Origin of the sequence: Nocardioides sp. NPDC059952, from assembly GCF_042730435.1 — a bacterium.
In the GTDB taxonomy this organism is placed as follows: domain Bacteria; phylum Actinomycetota; class Actinomycetes; order Propionibacteriales; family Nocardioidaceae; genus Nocardioides.
The window spans coordinates 12030-31657 of record NZ_JBHWLY010000035.1 but is presented as its reverse complement, the minus strand read 5'-3'; the positions used below and the strand labels follow the sequence as shown (position 1 = coordinate 31657).

General features: G+C 69.0%; 20 protein-coding genes, 1 other RNA gene and 1 riboswitch. Of the genes, 13 read left to right on the top strand and 8 right to left on the bottom strand.

The genetic code is table 11. The features are described 5' to 3' along the window. Positions 1 to 2: 2 nt before the first annotated feature. The 7 genes from kynA to ACFV9G_RS16970 all read right to left on the bottom strand — a co-directional run bounded on the left by kynA (position 3) and on the right by ACFV9G_RS16970 (position 6317). Positions 3 to 803 (bottom strand): tryptophan 2,3-dioxygenase, encoded by an 801-nt coding sequence (kynA, locus tag ACFV9G_RS17000; protein WP_160024742.1) that lies wholly within the window; start codon positions 801 to 803, stop codon positions 3 to 5. Continuing rightward, positions 800 to 2068: a kynureninase gene (kynU, locus tag ACFV9G_RS16995; protein ID WP_378728667.1), complete on the bottom strand. Its 1269-nt coding sequence runs from the start codon at positions 2066 to 2068 to the stop codon at positions 800 to 802. Before kynU ends, kynA begins: the two co-directional genes overlap by 4 nt. Beyond that, positions 2065 to 2697 carry an arylformamidase gene (gene kynB, locus ACFV9G_RS16990; protein WP_378728666.1) on the bottom strand — a complete coding sequence of 211 codons (633 nt, stop codon included), beginning with the start codon at positions 2695 to 2697 and terminating at the stop codon, positions 2065 to 2067. Before kynB ends, kynU begins: the two co-directional genes overlap by 4 nt. Before the next feature lie 181 nt (positions 2698 to 2878). Next, the gene (locus tag ACFV9G_RS16985) at positions 2879 to 3694 is read right to left on the bottom strand and encodes an alpha/beta fold hydrolase (RefSeq protein ID WP_378728665.1); all 816 of its coding nucleotides are present in this window, start codon (positions 3692 to 3694) and stop codon (positions 2879 to 2881) included. Between the two features lie 30 nt (positions 3695 to 3724). Continuing rightward, positions 3725 to 4999: an RNA polymerase sigma factor gene (locus ACFV9G_RS16980; protein WP_378728664.1), complete on the bottom strand. Its 1275-nt coding sequence runs from the start codon at positions 4997 to 4999 to the stop codon at positions 3725 to 3727. Continuing rightward, positions 4996 to 5355, bottom strand: coding sequence for a YciI family protein (locus tag ACFV9G_RS16975; protein WP_378728663.1), 360 nt, complete (start codon positions 5353 to 5355; stop codon positions 4996 to 4998). Before ACFV9G_RS16975 ends, ACFV9G_RS16980 begins: the two co-directional genes overlap by 4 nt. A 119-nt stretch (positions 5356 to 5474) precedes the next feature. Beyond that, positions 5475 to 6317 carry a Ku protein gene (locus ACFV9G_RS16970; protein ID WP_378728662.1) on the bottom strand — a complete coding sequence of 281 codons (843 nt, stop codon included), beginning with the start codon at positions 6315 to 6317 and terminating at the stop codon, positions 5475 to 5477. A gap of 108 nt (positions 6318 to 6425) precedes the next feature. Between ACFV9G_RS16970 and ACFV9G_RS16965 the strand changes: the two genes are divergently transcribed. The 6 genes from ACFV9G_RS16965 to ACFV9G_RS16940 all read left to right on the top strand — a co-directional run bounded on the left by ACFV9G_RS16965 (position 6426) and on the right by ACFV9G_RS16940 (position 12292). Further along, the gene (locus ACFV9G_RS16965) at positions 6426 to 7394 is read left to right on the top strand and encodes a DNA ligase (RefSeq protein WP_378728661.1); all 969 of its coding nucleotides are present in this window, start codon (positions 6426 to 6428) and stop codon (positions 7392 to 7394) included. Beyond that, positions 7394 to 8311 carry a non-homologous end-joining DNA ligase gene (gene ligD, locus ACFV9G_RS16960; protein ID WP_378728660.1) on the top strand — a complete coding sequence of 306 codons (918 nt, stop codon included), beginning with the start codon at positions 7394 to 7396 and terminating at the stop codon, positions 8309 to 8311. The genes ACFV9G_RS16965 and ligD overlap by 1 nt, the downstream gene beginning before the upstream one ends. Positions 8312 to 8325: 14 nt before the next feature. Then, positions 8326 to 9006: a response regulator transcription factor gene (locus ACFV9G_RS16955; RefSeq protein WP_176884042.1), complete on the top strand. Its 681-nt coding sequence runs from the start codon at positions 8326 to 8328 to the stop codon at positions 9004 to 9006. Positions 9007 to 9219: 213 nt separating this feature from the next. After that, a riboswitch (cyclic di-AMP (ydaO/yuaA leader) is annotated at positions 9220 to 9392 on the top strand. Positions 9393 to 9397: 5 nt separating this feature from the next. Next, positions 9398 to 10225: a C40 family peptidase gene (locus tag ACFV9G_RS16950; protein ID WP_378728659.1), complete on the top strand. Its 828-nt coding sequence runs from the start codon at positions 9398 to 9400 to the stop codon at positions 10223 to 10225. A 119-nt stretch (positions 10226 to 10344) separates the two neighbouring features. Next, positions 10345 to 11463, top strand: a complete 1119-nt coding sequence (gene prfB, locus ACFV9G_RS16945) for a peptide chain release factor 2 (RefSeq protein WP_378728658.1) — start codon at positions 10345 to 10347, stop codon at positions 11461 to 11463. Between the two features lie 4 nt (positions 11464 to 11467). Beyond that, positions 11468 to 12292 (top strand): alpha/beta fold hydrolase, encoded by an 825-nt coding sequence (locus ACFV9G_RS16940; protein ID WP_378728657.1) that lies wholly within the window; start codon positions 11468 to 11470, stop codon positions 12290 to 12292. A gap of 102 nt (positions 12293 to 12394) precedes the next feature. Here ACFV9G_RS16940 and ACFV9G_RS16935 read toward each other — a convergent pair whose 3' ends face one another. Then, on the bottom strand, positions 12395 to 13012 hold the full coding sequence (locus ACFV9G_RS16935) for a hypothetical protein (RefSeq protein ID WP_378728656.1): 618 nt from the start codon (positions 13010 to 13012) through the stop codon (positions 12395 to 12397). Positions 13013 to 13087: 75 nt separating this feature from the next. Between ACFV9G_RS16935 and ftsE the strand changes: the two genes are divergently transcribed. The 7 genes from ftsE (at position 13088) to ACFV9G_RS16900 (ending at position 19588) form a co-directional block, all read left to right on the top strand. Further along, on the top strand, positions 13088 to 13777 hold the full coding sequence (ftsE, locus tag ACFV9G_RS16930; protein WP_008358693.1) for a cell division ATP-binding protein FtsE: 690 nt from the start codon (positions 13088 to 13090) through the stop codon (positions 13775 to 13777). A gap of 67 nt (positions 13778 to 13844) precedes the next feature. After that, complete coding sequence (ftsX, locus tag ACFV9G_RS16925; protein WP_378728654.1) at positions 13845 to 14753, top strand: permease-like cell division protein FtsX; 909 nt, start codon at positions 13845 to 13847, stop codon at positions 14751 to 14753. A gap of 53 nt (positions 14754 to 14806) precedes the next feature. Beyond that, on the top strand, positions 14807 to 16072 hold the full coding sequence (locus tag ACFV9G_RS16920; protein ID WP_378728653.1) for a peptidoglycan DD-metalloendopeptidase family protein: 1266 nt from the start codon (positions 14807 to 14809) through the stop codon (positions 16070 to 16072). 92 nt (positions 16073 to 16164) lie between these two features. After that, positions 16165 to 17436, top strand: coding sequence for a peptidoglycan DD-metalloendopeptidase family protein (locus ACFV9G_RS16915; RefSeq protein ID WP_378728652.1), 1272 nt, complete (start codon positions 16165 to 16167; stop codon positions 17434 to 17436). A gap of 53 nt (positions 17437 to 17489) precedes the next feature. Beyond that, the gene (gene smpB / locus ACFV9G_RS16910; RefSeq protein ID WP_091049138.1) at positions 17490 to 17969 is read left to right on the top strand and encodes an SsrA-binding protein SmpB; all 480 of its coding nucleotides are present in this window, start codon (positions 17490 to 17492) and stop codon (positions 17967 to 17969) included. 73 nt (positions 17970 to 18042) lie between these two features. Further along, positions 18043 to 18414, top strand: a transfer-messenger RNA (tmRNA) gene (ssrA, locus tag ACFV9G_RS16905). A gap of 283 nt (positions 18415 to 18697) precedes the next feature. Next, a complete protein-coding gene (locus ACFV9G_RS16900) occupies positions 18698 to 19588 on the top strand; it encodes a phenylalanine 4-monooxygenase (RefSeq protein ID WP_378728651.1) in 891 nt (296 codons plus the stop codon). Positions 19589 to 19628 lie beyond the last annotated feature (40 nt).

The window sequence follows — 19628 nt, the reverse complement described above, 5'->3', positions numbered from 1 at the left end:
GTCTACAGCCCCGTACGCATCGCCCACAGCTCGGGGAACAGGATGATGTCGAGCTGCTTGCGCAGGTAGGAGACACCGCTGGTCCCGCCGGTGCCGATCTTGAACCCGATGATCCGCTCGACGGTGGTCACGTGCCGGAACCGCCAGACCCGGAAGGCGGTCTCCAGGTCGGTGAGCTCCTCGCCCAGCTCGTAGAGGTCCCAGTGCTTCTCCGGGTCGCGGTAGACCTCGCCCCAGGCCGCCTCGACGGCGTCGGAGGCGGCGTACTCCTGCTTCCAGTCCCGGTCGAGGTGATCGGCAGGGATGTCGAAGCCGCGCCGGGCCAGCAGCCGCAGCGACTCGTCGTAGAGCGAGGGCCGACCGTACGCCGCGAGCACGTCCTGCTCGTGCGGCCGTCCCTCGTGCACGCGGAGCGTGTAGGCGGCCTTGTTGCCGAGCGCGAACTCGATGCAGCGGTACTGCCACGACTGGAAGCCCGAGCCGGTGGCCAGGTAGGGGCGGAACTTGTCGTACTCGGTGGGGGTCAGCGTCGAGAGGACGTCCCAGGCGTGCACGAGCTGCTCCATGATCCTCGAGACCCGGGCCAGCCCTTTGAACGCCGGGCGTACCGCGTCCTCGGCGAGGAGTCGCTGCGCCTCGGTCAGCTCGTGCAGCGCGAGCTTCATCCACAGCTCCATCGCCTGGTGCTGCACGATGAAGAGCATCTCGTTGTGGTCGCCCGAGAGCGGGTGCTGCGCGCCGAGCACCTCCGGCAGGTGGAGGTAGTCGGAGTAGTCCATCGGAAGGTCCTGCGTGCTGCTCATGTGACTGCTCCTCGGGTCCAGAAGCGCTCGTCGCGCCATTCGTCGTTGTCCATCACCGAGACCAGGTGGTCGACGGCATCCCAGACGTCGACGTAGCGGGTGTAGAGCGGGGTGACGCCGAAGCGCAGGATGTCAGGCTGGGTTGAATTCTTGGGCCCGGCTCGGAAGTCGCCGACCACCCCGCGCTCGATGAGCGCCTGCACGATCGCGTACGCACCCTCGCCGATGCTCAGCGAGAGCTGACTGCCGCGCTGCGCATCGTCCAGCGGGGACTCGATCGTGAACCCGGGAAGCCGGGAGGAGACGAGGTCGGCGAAGAGCCGGGTCAGCGCGAGCGACTTCTCCCGGATCGCCTCGAGACCACCGTAGGTCTCGGCGGCCAGCAGCGTGTCGACCCCGCACTCCAAGGCGGAGATGCCGATGACCGCAGGGGTGCCGGACAGGTAGCGCGAGACACCCTCCGCGGGACGGTAGCCCGGCGACATCTCGAAGGGCGCCGCGTGGCCCATCCAGCCCGACAGCGGCTGCTCGAAGCGGTCGACGTGGCGCGGGTTGACCCACAGGAACGCCGGCGAGCCGGGGCCGCCGTTGAGGAACTTGTAGCCGCAGCCGATCGCGAAGTCGGCGTCGGCGCCACGGAGGTCGACCGGCACCGCGCCGGCCGAGTGGCACAGGTCCCAGACGGCCAGCACACCGTGCTCGCGGGCGAGCGCGGTCACCGAGGCCATCGAGTGCAGGTAGCCGGTGCGGTAGTTGACCTCGGTCAGCATCAGCACCGCGGTGCGGTCGAGCAGCCCCTCGATCTCGTCGGGCGAGTCGACCAGCACCAGCTCGTAGCCGCGGTCGCGGCACAGCGAGGAGGCGATGTAGAGGTCGGTCGGGAAGTTGCTGCGCTCGCTGACCACGACCCGGCGCTCGGGCGAGTCGACGGCCGCGATCGAGAGCGCCGAGGCGAGCACCTTGTAAACGTTGAGGGAGGTCGAGTCGGCGACCACGACCTCGCCGTCACCTGCGCCGACGAGCCTGGCGATCTTGGCGCCGACCCGCTGGGGCAGGGTGATCCAGGAGGCGGTGTTCCAGGACTCGATCAGCCCCTGCCCCCACTCCTGGGTGACCACCTCGGCCACCCGTGCGGCGGTGGCGCGGGGGAGCGCGCCGAGCGAGTTGCCGTCGAGGTAGATCGTCTTCTCGGGCAGGTCGAAGAGGTCGCGCAGCGGAGCCAGTGGGTCGGCTCGGTCGAGGGCGACGGCGTCGTCGCGGTTCATTCGTTGATCTCCTTGATCGGCCTGAGCACGGCCCGCACGGGCGCGGCGTCGGCGGTGGTGAGCTTGAGGGGGAGCGCGATCAGCTCGTAGTCGCCCGCGGGCACCTCGTCGAGCAGCAGGTTCTCCAGGATGCGTACGTCATGACGATGGGTCGCGAAATGGGCCGGAAGATCCTTGGAGGACGACGGGTCCAGGCTGGCCGCGTCGGTGCCGACCAGCCGCACCCCGTGGGCGGCCAGGAGGTCGATCAGCGCGGGGTCGAGCGCGCAGAAGTCGTCGTCCCAGGTCGTCGGCTGGGTGGCGTACGTCCGGAACAGCACCCGCGGCGGCAGGTCGGTGACGTCGATGTCGTCGACGGTGACCAGTGGGCGCACGCCGGTGACGTCGACCACCCGGCACGGGCCGAGGAACGGCTCGAGCGCCATCTCGCCCGCCGGGATCCCGCCGTCGGTGAAGTGCAGCGGCGCGTCCGCATGTGCTCCGACGTGGGCCGACACCGAGATCTCGGCGACGTTGACCGGACAGCCGGGACCGATCCGGAAGGTCCAGCCGACCTCGGTCGCATGGTCACCGGGAAACACCGGCGACGTTGCCTGGATCGGCGGAGAGATGTCCCACAGTTGCGCCATGCTCCGCAGCCTAGATGACCAGCCATCCCGCCGAGTCGGCGCATCGTGACCGATTATCCCGCCGAGTCGGCGCGTCGTGACCGGTTGTCCGGTCGAGTCGGCGCGTTCTGACCAGTTGTCCCGCCGAGTCGGCTCGTTATGACGGGCCGACTCGGCGCTGACTCGGCGGGACGACGGTGCGCTAGGCGGTGAAGAACTCCGCCGCGACCGGCGCCAGGGCCGACGCCTTGACCATGTGGTCCTGCCCGTCGAGGACGACGTAGCGGCCCTCGGGAACGGCCTTGGCGATGGCCTGCTGGGCATTGGTCATGTAGGTCGGGCTCTTGCTGCCCGCCACCGACAGCACGGGCACCGACACGCTCTTGAAGTAGCCGCCCGGCAGGGGCAGACCCTGCTGGAACGGCACGCACATGCCCAGGTCGTAGACGAGCGTGTGGGCGACCGGGGTGAGCTTCTTGAAGGCCGGGGTGAGACGCATGATCTTGACCGCGACCAGTGGCATGCCGACCACGCGCATGAACCGCTCGACCGCGGCGGCCCGCTTGCCCTTCTCCACCAGGGCCTCGACCTGCTGCGCCAGGTCGGCGTCGTTGGGGCGGTGCGTGTCGTCGAGGATGAGCGGCGCCTCGTAGGCGACGATCTTGTCGATCGGCAGCCCGGCCCGCGCGGCCTCCAGGGCGAGGAAGGCGCCGGAGCTCAGGCCCAGCAGATGGGCGTGCCCGCCGGCCGCCTCGATCACCGCGCCCAGGTCGGCGACCTCCTGCTCGACCGCCTCCATGGTGCCGGCGGCCGCCGGCTTGGCGATGTTGCTGTCGCCGCGGCCGCGGCGGTCGTAGCGGAAGACGGTGAACCGGTCCGAGAACGCGTCGGCGAGCTCCTTCGACGGCCCGAAGCCGCGGTAGCACAGGGCCCCGTCGACCAGGACGAGCGCCGGGCCGGTGCCGACGACGTCGTAGGCGATCGTGGTGCCGTCGGCGGAGGCGGTGGTTGTGGTCATGGTTCACTCCTCGAAAGATCCGGTTGATACTTACGCGTCGGACGAGTCCTCGTCGCTTCGACACGCGGCGGCACGTCGCTCGAGAAGCTCCTGTTCCCCGGCATTGGTGGTCAACGACGCCGCCTCGTCGAACGCCACCGCGGCCTCGAGGTGCCGCCCGGCGCGGTGCAGCAGGTCACCACGTACGCCGGCAGGCAGATGCGACCCCGGAAGGGCTCCCTCGGGGAGTGTCGCCAGGATGGCCAGCCCGGCGTCGGGACCGAAGGCACGCCCGTGCGCCACCGCCCGGTTGACCTCGATGACGGCGCCCGGGACGCCGCTCGCGAGCATGTCGTAGAGCCGCGCGATCTCGGCCCAGTCCGTCTCCTCGGCCCGCCGGGCACGGCCGTGGCACGCGGCGATCATCGCCTGCACCAGATAGCTCCCGCCGGGGGTGCCGGAGGAGGCGAGCGCCGTCGCCCGGTCGACCGCGGCCAGGCCGCGACGCAGCAGCAGCTGGTCCCAGCGTGTCCGGTCCTGGTCCTCGAGCAGCACCGGGTGACCATCGGCGTCCGCCCGCGCCGCGAGCCGCGACCCCTGGATCTCCAGCAGCCCCTGCAGCGCCTGGGCGTCGGGATCGCCCGGGGCGTGCGCGGCGAGCATGCGGGCCAGCCGCATCCCCTCCAGGCACAGCTCGGGCCGGGTCCACGACGGTCCCGACGTCGCCGCGTAGCCCTCGTTGAAGACCAGGTAGATCGTCTGCATCACATCGCGCAGGCGAGCCGCCCGCTCCACCCCCACCGGCAGCTCGAACGAGGCACCGACCTCGGCCAGGGTGCGTTTCGCCCGCGAGATCCGCTGGCCGACGGCCGACTCCTTGGCGAAGTAGGCCCGGGCGATCTCGGCGGTCGTCAGCCCGCCCACGAGCCGCAGCGTCAGCACGGTGCGGGAGTCGGGAGCCAGCGCAGGATGGCAGGAGAGGAACATCAGCCGCAGCACATCGTCCTCGATGTGGTCGACCGCGGCAGCCAGGTCAGGCATCTCACCCTCCTCCAGTTCGTGGCCCAGCAGGGCGACCTTGCGGCGCAGCACCTCGTCCCGGCGGAACCCGTCGATCGCGCGCCGTTTCGCGATCGACATCAACCACGCGCCGGGGTTGCGAGGGATGCCCTCGTGCGGCCACTGCTCCAGCGCCGCGACAAGGGCATCCTGGGCGAGGTCCTCGGCCAGGTCGAGGTCGTGCGTCATCCGCGCCAGACCGGCGAGGAGACGTACGGACTCGTTGCGCCAGACCGCGACGATCGCGTCTTCGGTGGGAGAGCTCATTCAGCAGGGGTCGGCGGACCGAACAGCGGCCGCATCTCCACCGTCACGTCCTGCCCCGGCCACAGCTCCTCGTGGAGCTGGATCATCCGGCGGCCGAGCTCGATGGCCTCGTCCGGCGAGCGGACCTCGAAGAGCGAGAACCCACCGGCTACCTCCTTGGCCTCCGCGAAGGGCCCGTCCACGTGGGTCACCTCTCCGGCGCTCAGCCGGATCTCCACCGCGGGACCGAGCCCGTCGGCGTCGAGCAGGATGCCGTCGGCGTACTGCTGCTTGATCTCGGCCTCCACCGCCTCGATCAGCGCGGCCGGCGGCGGCCCGGCCTGCGGGTCCATCTTCACGAACATCATGTAGCGCATCTGCTTCTCCTTGCGGGTCGGCGACGCGTCCGTTGCGCGTCGTCGCCTACGCGTCGAGGAGAGCCTGCCGCTTTCGACACGCCCGCACCAGAGATTTCGGTACGTGTCGCCCCGGCCGCCTAGGACGCCTTCGACTTCTTCTTCTTCTTGTCCTCGGCCTCGTCCGGGACCTCCTCGCCGCGGGACTTCTTCGCTGCCGCGACCGAGCGCTGCAGGGCGGCGAGCAGGTCGACGACCTCGCCGGAGGTCTTGGTGGAGGTGGGGGTCCGCTCGACCTCGCCGCCCTCGATCTTGGCCTTCACCATCTCCTCGACGGCGCTGGCGTAGTCGTCGGAGAACTCCTCGGGATGGAAGTCACCCGCGAGCGTCTCGACGAGCATGTTGGCCATCTTGATCTCGGAGTCCTTGATCTCGCCGGCCTCGACCTTGAAGTCGGGCACCCGGATCTCGTCGGGCCACATCATCGTCTGTAGCACGATCACGTCACCGTTGTCGGTCGGCCGCACCCGCAGCGCGGCGATCGTGGTGCGCTGGCGCAGCGCGACCGTCACCAGCGCGACCCGGTCGGCGTCGAGCAGGGCCTGGCGCAGCAGCGCGTACGGCTTGACCCCGGTGTTCTCCGGCTCCAGGTAGTAGCTCTTCTCGAAGAGCATCGGGTCGATCTGGTCGCTCGGCACGAACTTCTCCACCGCGATCTCGCGCGAGGATGTCGTCGGCAGGTTGGCGAAGTCGTCGTCGGTGAGCACGACCATCTCACCGTCCTCGGTCTCATAGCCCTTCGCGATCTCGGAGTAGGGCACCTCCTCGCCGTCGATCGAACAGATCCGCTGATAGCGGATCCGGCCGCCGTCGGACTGGTGCACCTGACGGAAGGAGACGTCGTGGGACTCCGTCGCCGAATAGAGCTTCACAGGCACGCTGACCAGCCCGAACGACACCGCGCCCTTCCAGATCGCACGCATGGTGACTCCCTCCACAAAGGCAACAACGTGCCCAGTATCCGTCGGATAGATCGTTCCGGGAACCCATTTGAGCACGTCAAACGCCACATCCTCGGCCAAGATGGACGCATGCGTCCCATGCTCGCCACACCCGGCGCCCACGTTCCGCCGGGGGAGGAGTGGGTCCATGAGGTCAAGTGGGACGGCATCCGCCTCCTCGGCGACAGCCCGGAAGGACGTACGCAGACCCGGCTGACCACCCGCAACGACAACGACGCCACCCGTGCCTGGCCCGAGATCGCCATCGGCCCGGCGCGCGACGTGCTCGTCGACGGCGAGGTGATCGCGCTCAACGACGCCGGGCTGCCCGACTTCCGGGTGCTCATGGATCGGATGCACAACCGCGACGCGGGCCGCGCCGCGCGGTTCGCGGAGCGGATCCCGGCGACGTACATGGTCTTCGACCTTCTCCGTCTCGACGGGCGGCTGCTCATCGAGGAGCCCTGGGCCGAGCGCCGCAAGATCCTCGAGGCGGTCCACGCCGACGGCGACCTCGGCTCCTGGCAGGTGCCGGCGACCTACGACGACGGCCGGATGCTCCACGAGGTGACCCGCGACCAGGGGCTGGAGGGGATCGTGTCGAAGCGGCGTATCAGCCGCTACCGACCCGGTGAGCGGAGCAAGGACTGGGTGAAGCTGGCCCACCGCTACCGGGCCTCGCTCGTGGTCGGCGGCTGGCGGCCCGAGGTGGGCACCGAGGGCGGCACGGAACGTATCGGCGCTCTGCTCGTCGGGCAGCCGACGTCCGACGGGCTGGTCTACCGCGGGCGGGTCGGCAGCGGCATCGGCGGCAAGCGCGCCCAGCGGCTCGGCGACCTGCTCCGCGAGACCGGCCGGAACCCCTTCGCCGGACCCGACGTCGACCCCGACGGGGGAGTGCCGCCGGTCGACGCCCGCGGCACCCACTGGGTCGAGCCCTTCCTCGTCGTCGAAGTGGAGACCCACGGCACCGCCTTCGCGGCGGCGAGCTACAAGGGCCGGCTGCGGCAGCCGAGCTTCATCGGCATCCGCGAGGACATCGAGCCGGAGGATCTGTGATGGTCGAACGCGAAGAGGTACGCGTCGAGGTCGACGGCCGGGTGCTGACCCTGACCAGCCTCAGCAAGGTGCTCTATCCGCGCACGGGCATGACGAAGGGCGAGGTGCTCAACTACTACGCCCAGGTCGCGCCCGCGCTGCTGTCGCAGCTCCAGGACCGCGCCGTGACGAGGATCCGCTGGCCGCACGGCATCGGCGACATGTCGTTCTTCGAGAAGAACGCACCGGCCGGCACGCCCAGCTGGGTACGCACCGTCACCGTTCCGACAACGGGATCCCGAACCGCGGACCACAAGGAGGGAACACTCACCTTTCCGATCCTCGACAGCCTCGCCGCCCTCACCTGGGCCGCGAACCTCTCCGCGCTGGAGCTGCACGTCCATCAGTGGACGGTCGGCGCCGACGGCACCCCGGCCGGGGCGAACCGGATCGTGATCGACCTCGACCCCGGCGAGCCCGCCGGCCTGCAGGAGTGCTGCGAGGTGGCGCTGCTGGTGCGCGAGGCGCTGGGCGCCCGTGACCTCGCCGCGACGCCGGTGCTCAGCGGGAGCAAGGGCGTGCACCTGTACGCCGCCCTGCCGGAGCCGGTCGAGCCAGAGGTCGCCACGGCGCTGGCCAAGGAGATCGCCGAGGACCTCCAGAAGGCCCACCCGAGCAAGGTGACCGCGACGATGACCAAGAGTCGCAGGTCAGGCAAGGTTTTCCTGGACTGGTCGCAGAACTCGGGATCGAAGACGACGATCTGCCCCTACTCGCTGCGTGGCAAGGAGATCCCGACGGTCGCGGCCCCGGTCACCTGGGACGAGGTCACGGAAGGGGCCGAGGATCCGCTCGGTATCGACCAGCTCGGACCTAACAATGTGATCACGCGCTTATCTGAAAGGGGGGATCTCTTCACAAGCCCTACGGGGCTGTAACTATTGTTCTCTTCATGTCGAACTCCGTGCTTGTCGTAGAAGACCAAGAGGACATCGCTGCTCCCCTGGTGCGCACGCTCCAGCGTGAGGGCTATGACGTCACCTGGGTCGATTCCGGCAAGAAGGCCCTGGAGCTGCTGGCGCCTCCCTACGACGCCGAGCTGGTGCTGCTCGACCTGGGCCTCCCGGACATGGACGGGCTCGAGGTCTGCAAGGCCGCGCGCGACAACGGCTACGAGGGCGGGATCATGATCCTGACCGCCCGTGACGCCGAGATCGACCTGGTCGTCGGGCTCGACGCCGGTGCCGACGACTACCTGGCCAAGCCGTTCGCGCTGGCCGTCCTCCAGGCGCGGGTCCGCGCCCTCCTGCGCCGCTCGGGTCCGGTCGAGCCCGGCGCCGACGACGACGCCCTGCGCATCGACGTGGCTGCCCACCGGGTCTACGCCGGTGAGCGCGAGGTGACCCTGACCGGCAAGGAGTTCGCCCTCCTGGCCGTCTTGGCCGCCTCCCGCGACAAGGTCGTCTCCCGTGACCGGCTGATGGCCGAGGTCTGGGACGAGAACTGGTACGGCTCGACCAAGACGCTCGACGTCACGGTCGGACGCCTGCGCCAGAAGCTCGAGGCGGCCGGTGTGCAGGAGAAGGTCGTCGCGGTCCGCGGCGTCGGTTTCCGGCTCGAAGCAGCGGAGTAAACGCAAGTTCGACACGGTGTCATATGCGTGTTCGGCGCGTGAGATGTTTCACAAACCAGGGCAAAGTCACGCGTGAACACGCCGGATGTGCTCCAGATTCGACCGTTCGGGCTTGGATCCGGCTTGGTTGGCATGTCACCTTGGTTGGGCTGTGCACAACGCACGACCGGCCCCGGTACACGCCGAATCCTGTCCCTCCGGACGCCGGCCCCGACTACTGAACCCCCTTTACCCTCACACTCAGCAGTACGTATGGGACAGGAGCGGGGGACCCAAGTTCCACGCGACTAACTCGGACGGTCGCTTGGGGTGAAGCCATCGCAGGATGGCCGGGCAACCTTCTAGCCCGAACCCGACAGCTCACCTCGCAGGCGTGGGAAGGAACTCACGCATGTCCAAGTCCGTATCTCATCCTGCCCATCGAGGCGCGCCCCGGCCGTTCCGGTCGCCGAACGTCTCGATCGCCCGGACGATCGCAGGATCTCCCTTCGACAAGCTCAGGACGACGCTCAGGGCCCACGGCAAGTTCGTCGGCCGCGTCACCCTCGCCAGCGGCATCGCCGCCGGTGCCCTGGTGGCGGTGCCCGCCGCCAACGCCGCCCCGGTCTCCCACGAGACCTCCACCGTCGAGCCGGCCAAGGTGGTGGAGGCTCCGACCCTGGAGGCCTCGGCCACCCCCACGGCGATGCTCACCGACATCAAGCAGCTCGAGAGGGCTGTCGAGGTGCAGGAGCGCAAGGCCGAGGCCGCCCGCAAGGCGGCCGAGGCGAAGCGCAAGGCAGCGATCGCCGCCAAGAAGGCCGCCGAGGCGAAGAAGAAGGCCGAGGCGGAGGCGAAGGCCTTCGCCGCGAGCCAGGAGGGCAAGATCGAGCGGGCGATCAGCGTCGCCTCGGAGCAGATCGGCGACCCGTACGTCTGGGGTGCCACCGGTCCGAGCTCGTTCGACTGCTCCGGCCTGACCCAGTACGCCTTCAGCGCCGCCGGCATCGAGCTTCCCCGGGTCTCGCGGGACCAGGCGGCTGCGCTGCCGACGGTCCCGAACGACCAGATCAAGCGCGGCGACCTGATGTTCTGGGGCAGCCCCGTCTACCACGTGGGTATCTTCCTGCGCTGGGAGAACGGACAGGCGATCATGCTGCACGCCCCCAAGCCGGGCGCGAGCGTTCGCGAGGAGGCTGCCTGGGACGGCTGGTTCGCCGGCTCGACCCACCAGGCCTGACCGCTTTTTGCGACATCCCCCTGGCGCTCGCCCTCCGGTTCCCCATGCCGGAGGGCGAGCGCATATCTGGGGGGCCGTCGAATCGGGTGCAGCACCACGCGTCAAGTAACCTGTAAGACGTGGCAGGCCCCGAATTCGACACCGAGATCAAGCAGCTCCAGGCAACGATGCAGACCATCGGCCAGGTGCTGGACCTGGATGCGATGCGCAAGGAGATCGCCGACCTCGGCGAGCAGGTCGCTGCGCCCGACCTCTGGGACGATCAGGACAACGCCACCCGCGTCACCGGCCGTCTCTCCCTGCTGCAGGGCGAGCTCAACAAGTTCACCGAGCTCCACACCCGGATCGAGGACCTCGGCCTGATGGTCGAGATGGCCCAGGAGGAGGGCGACGCCGACACGCTCGCCGAGTCCGAGGCCGAGCTGGGCCGGGTGAAGAAGGCCGTCGAGAGCCTGGAGATCCGCACCCTGCTCGCGGGGGAGTACGACGCCCGGGAGGCCCTGGTCACGATCCGCTCCGGCGCCGGTGGCGTCGACGCCGCCGACTTCGCCGAGATGCTGATGCGGATGTACGTCCGCTGGGCCGAGCGCAACAAATACCCGGTGGAGGTCTTCGACACCTCCTACGCCGAGGAGGCCGGGATCAAGTCCGCCACCTTCGCGATCCACGCTCCCTACGCCTATGGCACCCTCTCCGTGGAGGCTGGCACCCACCGCCTGGTGCGGATCAGCCCGTTCGACAACCAGGGTCGCCGCCAGACCTCGTTCGCCGCGGTCGAGGTCGTGCCCGTGCTGGAGCAGACCGACGAGATCGAGCTCGACGAGAACGACATCAAGGTCGACGTCTACCGCTCCTCGGGCCCTGGTGGCCAGTCGGTCAACACCACCGACTCGGCGGTCCGGCTGACCCACATCCCCACCGGCACCGTGGTCTCCTGCCAGAACGAGAAGTCGCAGCTGCAGAACAAGGCCGCCGCGATGATCGTCCTCAAGGCCAAGCTGCTCGCGCTGAAGAAGGCCGAGGAGGAGGCGCACCTCAAGGAGCTCAAGGGCGACGTCGCCGCCTCCTGGGGCGACCAGATGCGCAACTACGTCCTCAACCCCTACCAGATCGTCAAGGACCTGCGTACGACCTACGAGGTCGGCAACCCGCAGGCGGTCTTCGATGGTGACATCGACGGGTTCCTCGAGGCCGGCATCCGGTGGCGCCGTGGCGCCGAGAAGGCCGAGCAGAACTGACCTCATGGTTGCGCTGACGCGCACCAGGCTTCCACTCCCGGGCCGCGGGGCGACGTACGTCTATGACGCCTACGGCCCCGAGGACGGGGTGCCGATGGTGCTGTTGCACGAGCTCGGTGGCAGCGCGACGCGGTGGCAGGGTGTGGTGCCGCCGTTCGCGGCCGACCACCGGGTGCATGCCTTCGACATGCGTGGGCACGGGGACTCGGACTGGGCCTCGGAGTACTCCCACCGGCTCATCGCCGACGACGTCATCGTGGCGATGGAGGCGCTCGGGATCTCGGGTGCCGTGGTCGTCGGGCACTCGACCGGCGGCAACGTCGCCCTCCTGGTCGCGATGCACCGACCCGACCTGGTCTCGCGGCTGATCATCGAGGACGTGGTGCCACCCGCGCCGCGCGAGCGCAGGTCGCCCGGCCGCGCGGCCAGGCCGATGCGCCACGACTGGGAGTGCATCGCGTCGCTGCTGGTCGAGGCGACCATGTACGACGCGTGGATGTGGGAGCAGCTCGAGCTGCTGCCCATGCCGACCCTGATCGTGGCCGGTGGCGGCAACAGCCACATCCCGCAGTCGGACCTGGAGAAGGTCGCCCAGCGGATTCCGGAGGCCGACCTCGTCCACTTCGACGTCGGTCACTTCGTGCATCGCAACCAGCCCGCCGAGTTCGCCGAGACCGTCCTGGCCTGGCTCGCGTCCCGCGTCGTCGCTGCGCCGGATGCGACGCGTCCCGCGTCGCGGGTGGGATCCCCATCCCTAAGGACCCCACCCGCTCTCGCCGGCCGGCTCTGCTCTGACTCAGTGCCCGCGGCGTCGCGCGCCGCCCGGTGAGGTGCCTACCCGACCCGAGCGACTAAGTCGATTAAAGCACTAGACTTTGCGTCGGTGCAAACGACGCGCCGGAATCGGAGCCCCGGTCGAGGACGGCAGAGGTCAGGCGGCGGCCGCGGTGAGGGTCACCAGGCAGAACCGCGAGGCGCGCTTCTGGACCGTCGCGGGCGCCTCGCCGGCCTTGCCGGTGAGCTCGCAGGAGAGCCAGGCGTCGCCGAAGAGGCCGCGGTAGACCACCTTCGTCTGCTTCTTCGCGTCGGTGCAGGTGAGGGTGACCGACGGTTTCCCGTACGCAGGGGTCGACGCGGCCTTGCAGCCCTTGGGCACGTTCTTGGTCATCTGCGTGGCCCAGTCCAGGGTGACCGGCGGGGCGAAGACCCAGGCCCGGGCCGAGGTGGCCGAGCCCTCCGGCCCGGTCCAGATGCAGCCGTACTCCTGGGAGACGTCGTTGACCTCGCCAGAGATGGCGGTCTGGTCGCCGTCGCCGTAGGCCTTCTTCTCGGTGGCGGCGCCGCCGAGGGCCGCGGTCGCATCCTCGGTCGGGACGCGGTCGCAGAACGCGCCGCGGCGTACCTGCATCATGGTGGTGTCGGCGGTGCTGAGGTCGCCCTTCACCTCGGGAACCTCGGGCTCGTCGTCTTTCAGGGTGAGCACGCCGACCCCGACCGCGATCGCGGTCAGGACTACGGCACCGATCAGGATCCGGACTGCAGAGCGCACTTCGTCAGAGTACAGGGGCAGGTATCTCAGAGCCGAAGTGTTGAGCCCAGCCACCGTTGCACTACCCTCGGTGCGGTGATCCGCTTCGAGAAGGTCAGCAAGGCCTACCCAGGGCAGGCGCGCCCCGCCCTCAACAGCCTTTCGATCGACATCCAGAAGGGGGAGTTCGTCTTCCTCGTGGGCCAATCGGGCTCGGGGAAGTCGACGGCGCTCAAGCTGATGCTGCGTGAGCAGCGCCCGACCACCGGCCGGGTCTATGTCGCCGGCAAGGAGATCAACCGGCTCGCCGGCTGGAAGGTGCCGCGGCTGCGGCGCCAGGTCGGCACGATCTTCCAGGACTTCCGCCTCCTCGCCAACAAGAACGTGGCCGAGAACGTCGCCTTCGCGATGCAGGTGACCGGTCACTCCAACCGCGAGATCCGGGAGCGCGTCCCGGAGACGCTCGAGCTGGTCGGTCTCGACGGCAAGGGCGACCGGATGCCCGACGAGCTCTCCGGCGGGGAGCAGCAGCGGGTGGCCGTCGCCCGCGCGTTCATCAACCGGCCGATGATCCTGATCGCCGACGAGCCGACCGGTAACCTCGACCCCGGCAACACCGTCGGCATCATGCGTCTGCTCGACCGGATCAACCGGTCCGGCACCACCATCGTGATGGCGACCCACGACGTCCAGATGGTCGACCAGATGCGCAAGCGCGTCATCGAGCTCGAGCACGGGCACCTCGTACGCGACCAGGTCCAGGGCGGCTACGGGGCCCAGTTCTAGCCTTCGGCGCTCAGCCGGACCCCTCGCCCGACCAGGTTCACGACCAGAAAAGGTTTCTCGACCCGCCATGCAGCTGCGCTATGTATTCACCGAGCTCCGCCAGGGGCTACGCCGCAACCTGTCGATGCACGTCGCGGTGGCCCTGACGCTGCTCGTCTCGCTCACCCTCGCCGGCGTCGGCCTGCTGCTGCGTGAGCAGGCCCAGCTGACCGAGGAGGTCTGGGGCGACGAGCTGCAGATCACCTTCTACATGTGCAACGGCGCCAACGACCGCAACCCGCAGTGCGCCGGGGCCGTCGACGACAGCCAGAAGCAGGTCATCACCGACGCCCTCAAGGACAACAGGTACGTCGACAAGATCGAGGAGGAGAGCCAGGAGCAGGCCTACGGGCGGCTGCAGGCTCTCGACGTCGAAGGCGTCAGCGGTCCCGACCCGGTGGTGAAGTCCAGCGACATGTGGGAGTCCTACTGGGTCACGATGACCGACCCGCACCACTCCGCCGAGATCATCGAGGCTGTCGCCGGCCTGGACGGCATCGACCACGTCGGCGACGTCCACGAGGTCACCGGGCCCATCCTCGCTGCTGTCGACGGGCTGCAGAGCGCGGCGCTGGTCGGCGCGATCGTGCTGGTGATCGCGGCGCTGCTGCTGGTCGCCAACACCATCCGGCTGGCAGCCTTCGCCCGCCGTCGCGAGATCGGGATCATGCGACTGGTGGGTGCCTCGACCCTCTACATCGCGCTGCCGTTCCTCCTGGAGTCGCTCGTGGTGGCCCTGGTCGGGATCGGGCTGTCCGGGATCGCGCTGGCCGCGGTGATGTACTTCGGCGTCGAGCAGCGGCTCTCCTCGACCGCGGTGACCCAGTGGGTCGGCTGGGAGGAGTTCTTCAGCTCCTTCGCGATCGTCGCCCTCCTCGGCATCCTGCTCACGCTCGTCCCGACACTCTTGCTCACGAGGAAATACATCAAGGTCTGATCCGGATCGCCTACGGTCTGTCGGTAATACTTCCCACAGACCGAGGTTGATCCGTGCGCGTCTTCCCCCGTGCCGGTCGGCTGGCTGCTGCGCTCAGCTGCGCAGTGGTGGCTACCGTCCTGCTCTCGCCCTCCTTGCCGTCCGCTGCGGATGAGAAGGACCGGCTCGAGCAGGAGCAGCGGGAGGTCCAGCGGGATCAGAAGGCTGCCGCCGAGGACCTGGAGCACTCCAGCAAGGGGCTGCGTGAGGCTTCGGCGACGTACGACGCGGCGCGGAAGAAGCTCGACCGGGCCCAGACCCGTCTCGATGAGCTCAACGCCAGGCTCGTCGAGGTGCAGGCGGCCCACACCAAGCTCGAGGCCGAGCTCGCCGAGCAGAGGCTGCTGCTCGCCGAGGCGAAGCGGGAGCTCGCCGAGGGCCAGGCCGAGGTGAAGGCGCAGCGCGAGGAGATGCGCGACGCGATCCTGACCCGGTTCACCGGGGGAGACCCGCGGCTCGCCCAGGCGGCGGCGCTGCTCTCCGGAGGATCCCTCGAGGACCTGATGCGCCAGCAGACGTACGTCGACGCGGCCTCCGCGGGCCAGGACGCCACCCTCCAGCGGATGGAGGCGACCGAGACGATGCTCGTCGTCCGCGAGGGCGAGGTGCAGGAGGCGACCGACGCGATCGCCGCCAAGGAGAAGAAGGCCCGGGAGCTGGTCGCCGAGGTCGACTTGCTCCGGGACCAGGCCGCCGCGGCCCACGCCGAGATGTCCACGCTGGCCGCCCAGGCAGCCACCGCGAAGCGTTCGGCCGAGGCGGCCAGAGCGGCGGACGCCGCCGAGCTGCGCGAGCTCGAGGCCGAGGAGTCGGCGCTGCGTACGAAGATCCGGTCGCTCGCCTCGGCAGGCTCCGGCACCGACCGCAACGTCGGGTCGGTCGGCGGGCTCTTCGGGCCGGCGGTGACCGACACCTATGTCACCTCGCCCTACGGCATCCGCAAGCACCCGATCTACGGCTACGTCTCGCTGCACAACGGCACCGACTTCCACGCGCCCTGCGGCCGGCCGCTGCTCGCCATCGACTCGGGGCAGATCATCTCGACCTCGTACTCCAGCGTGTGGGGCAACCGCCTGCACCTGTATCTCGGCAAGGTCAACGGGCACTCCTACACCGCCGTCTACAACCACATCTCGAGCTACGCGAGGCGCTCGGGATCCGTCGGGCGCGGTGAGACCGTGGCGTACGCCGGGACCACCGGCTGGTCCACGGGCTGCCACCTGCACTTCACGATCCTGCGCGACGGGACCCCGGTCGACCCGATGCCGCTGCTGGGCTGACTCTGGGCGTGGGCTGACTCTGGACGGCTGAACCCGCGGGGGTATCGTCTCCTGCTCGTCCGGTCACCCCCACTGCCACCGGAGGCAATCCGTTGTACCCCGCGCGACTCGGCGCCATCCGCCGCAGCCGTCCCCTGATCGCACTGCTCATCGGCTGCGTGCTCGCCGGGACGCTGATCACCCCGATCGCCCGAGCAGACGACTCGCTCGAGGACCAGCAGGATCAGATCGAGAAGGAGAAGGAGGCGGCCCAGCACGCCGTCGAGCACTCCAGCGACGCCCTGCAAGGAGCCACCACTGCCCTCGCCTCGGCCCAGAAGAAGCTGGCCGGCGCCCGGAATCGCCTGAAGAAGACCGACGTACGCCTGCGGGCGGCCGCCCGCGCGCATCGACGTGCCGAGGCGTCCCTGGAGCGGCAGCGGGCGGTGCTCGAGGCGGCGCGTACGGATCTCCGGACGGCCCGGAAACGGGCGACCGAGTCGCGGGAGGACCTACGCGACACGATCCTGGAGGAGTTCACCGCCGTCGGTGACCCGCGGCTCGAGGAGTTCTCGGCGCTGCTCGAGGGAGCGACGCTGGAGGAACTCATGCGGCGGCGCAACTACACCGACGCGGTGACCTCCTCGAAGGCCAGCACCATGGAGCGGCTCGAGGCCGGGGAGCGGCTGGTCGCCCGCCGTGAGCGCGGCCAGCGCAGGGCCACCGCCGCCGTCGCGGCCACCGAGCAGACCGCGGCCAGGAAGGTCGCCGAGGTCGAGCGGCTCCGGCGCCGCGTGGCCGAGGCCCGCGACGACATCGCCGCGCTCGTGACGCGGACCGCCGCCGCGAAGAAGAAGGCCGCCGAGCTGGCGGAGGAGGACCGCAAGGTCCTCGCCGAGCTCGAGAAGCAGGACGCGGCGCTCGAGAAGAAGATCGCTGCGCTCGCCGAGGGCGCACGGAACCGGACCGTCGACACGCTCGTGGGCATGCTGAAGATGCCGGTCGCCGACTCCTACGTGACCTCGCCCTACGGGATGCGGACCCACCCGACCACGGGTGAGTACAAGCTGCACGACGGCGTCGACCTGCACGCCCCCTGTGGCACGCCGCTGCTGGCCGCCGAGTCGGGCACGGTCATCGCGCAGGAGTGGAACGACGCGTACGGGAACCGCCTGCACCTGTTCCTCGGGAAGATCAACGGGCACTCCTACACGGCCGTCTACAACCACCTCGAGGCGTACCGCAGCGACGTCGACGACACCGTCGCGCGTGGGGACGTCATCGGGCTCGCCGGCACGACCGGCTGGTCCACCGGGTGCCATCTGCACTTCATGATCCTGAAGGACGGCGAGATCGTCGACCCGATGCCCATGTTGGGTCTGTGACTCGGGCGCTAAACGTTTCGCGGTCATGACCGTGCGCCTGAGAGAATGGTGGAATGGCGAAGGAGCAGGGGCGCAAGATGATCGCGCAGAACAAGAAGGCGCGACACGACTACCACATCGAGGACACCTACGAGGCCGGCATGGTCCTGCAGGGCACCGAGGTGAAGTCGCTGCGTGAGGGTCGCGCCTCCCTGGTCGACGGCTTCGTCGACATCGACCGTGGCGAGGCCTGGATCCACGGGATCCACATCCCCGAATACCTCAACGGCACCTGGACCAACCACGCCGCTCGCCGCAAGCGCAAGCTGCTCCTGCACCGCGCCGAGATCGACAAGATCGAGCGCAAGGTCTCCGAGAAGGGCCTCACCGTCGTCCCCCTCGCCCTCTACTTCCTCAACGGTCGCGCCAAGGTCGAGATCGGCGTCGCCAAGGGCAAGAAGTCGTGGGACAAGCGCAACACCATCGCCGAGCGTACGGCCAAGCGGGAGGCCGAGGTCGAGGTCGGTCGCAAGCTCAAGGGCATGACCGGATAACCGAGTGGGGAATGCCCGCCGGGGGCTGTAGTGTTCTCTTACTGCCTGCACCACGGGCATTGAAAACTCAAAAGGGGCTGATCGGTTTCGACTTGGGACGTTGCTCCCAGGGGAAGCGGGTCGAGGAGCCAGCGTCATCTCGTAAACGATCGCTGGAAACCAATAACTGCCAACGCTAAGCGCAGTTCCTTCGCTCTCGCCGCCTGACGCGGTGATCGAAGCGTCTGACCGAGTATCCGTCTTCGGCTCGGACCCAGGCGTCATCTAGAAGACTCCACCTCATGCACATGCCGACGGGGCATGAGGGACATCTAGTCGGCTGAGCCTGTCGGGGACGTGTCTGCGTCGAGCCCCGGGGACGAGAGAACGCCACCCACAGACTGCACCCGGAGAAGACCTGGCACGGCGCTCGAGGACCGGGGTTCGATTCCCCGCAGCTCCACGAACCTTTGGCCGACGTGTGCCCTCCAGATGGAGGGCCACGTCGGTTCGTCATTTATAGGCGACGCTTCGCGTCGCGGCGGGGGATATCCCCCGCACCCCCTTAGTTGTGCGTCGTTGATGCTGCGCGGAGGCGGGGGCTTCGCCACCCGCACCCCTGATGGCGGGGCTGGTGTCTCCGACCCGTTGCTGTCGGCGGAAGACTTCCGGTTGTTCACCTCCCTGGCGGGATGACTTCTGTTGCGTGCGCGATAGGGTTGTGAGGCGTACGTCACATGGAGGTAAGGATGTTCGAGGAAGGACAGCTCTACTCACCCGTCACCGTGGGCGAGGATGGGCAGGTCGAGGTGCATCTGGGGGACAACCACCCCGGGTTCGCAGACCAGGACTACCGGGCACGACGCAGCGAGATCGCTGGCGCGGCGCTCGGTTGGAAGCCGGGGCAGCCAGTGCCCCGGATCGACTACACCGAGACGGAGAACGAGATCTGGCGGACGGTGTGCCGAGAGATCGCACCGCTGCACGCGAAGTACGCCTGCCGCAACTTCATCGCGGCCGTCGAGTCGCTCAACCTGCCGCAGGACCGGGTGCCACAGCTCGACGAGGTCAGCGCCGGACTGAAGCCGCTGACCGGGTTCGAGTACGTCCCGGCCGCGGGGATCGTCCCGCTGGAGGAGTTCTACGGGAGCCTGGCCGACGGGCAGTTCCACTCGACGCAGTATCTGCGTCACCACGCCGTGCCGCTCTACACCCCGGAGCCCGACATCATCCACGAGGTGATCGGCCACGGGAACCTCCTCGCCGACCCGCAGGTCGCCGAGGTCAAGCGTCTCGCCGGCGCCGCCGCGCGTCGCGTCGAGACCAGGGAGGCGCTCCAGGTCGTGGCCGACGTCTTCTGGTTCACGATCGAGTTCGGCGTGCTCCACGAGGACGGTGACATCAAGGCGTACGGGGCCGGGTTGCTCTCCTCCTACGGCGAGATCGAGGAGATGCACGAGGTGGAGGTGCGGCCGATCGACTTCGCTCAGATGGCGACGGTCGACTACGACATCACCCACTACCAGCCGGTGCTCTTCGCTGCGGAGTCGTTCAGCCACATGGTCGACGAGGTCGGCAACTTCTTCGCGACCTGCGACGATGACACCCCCGCGAGGCTCGGGGTAGCAGCCAAGGCCTGACCTGAGAGCCTGTTCGAGATCTCGGCGGCGAGATCTCGAA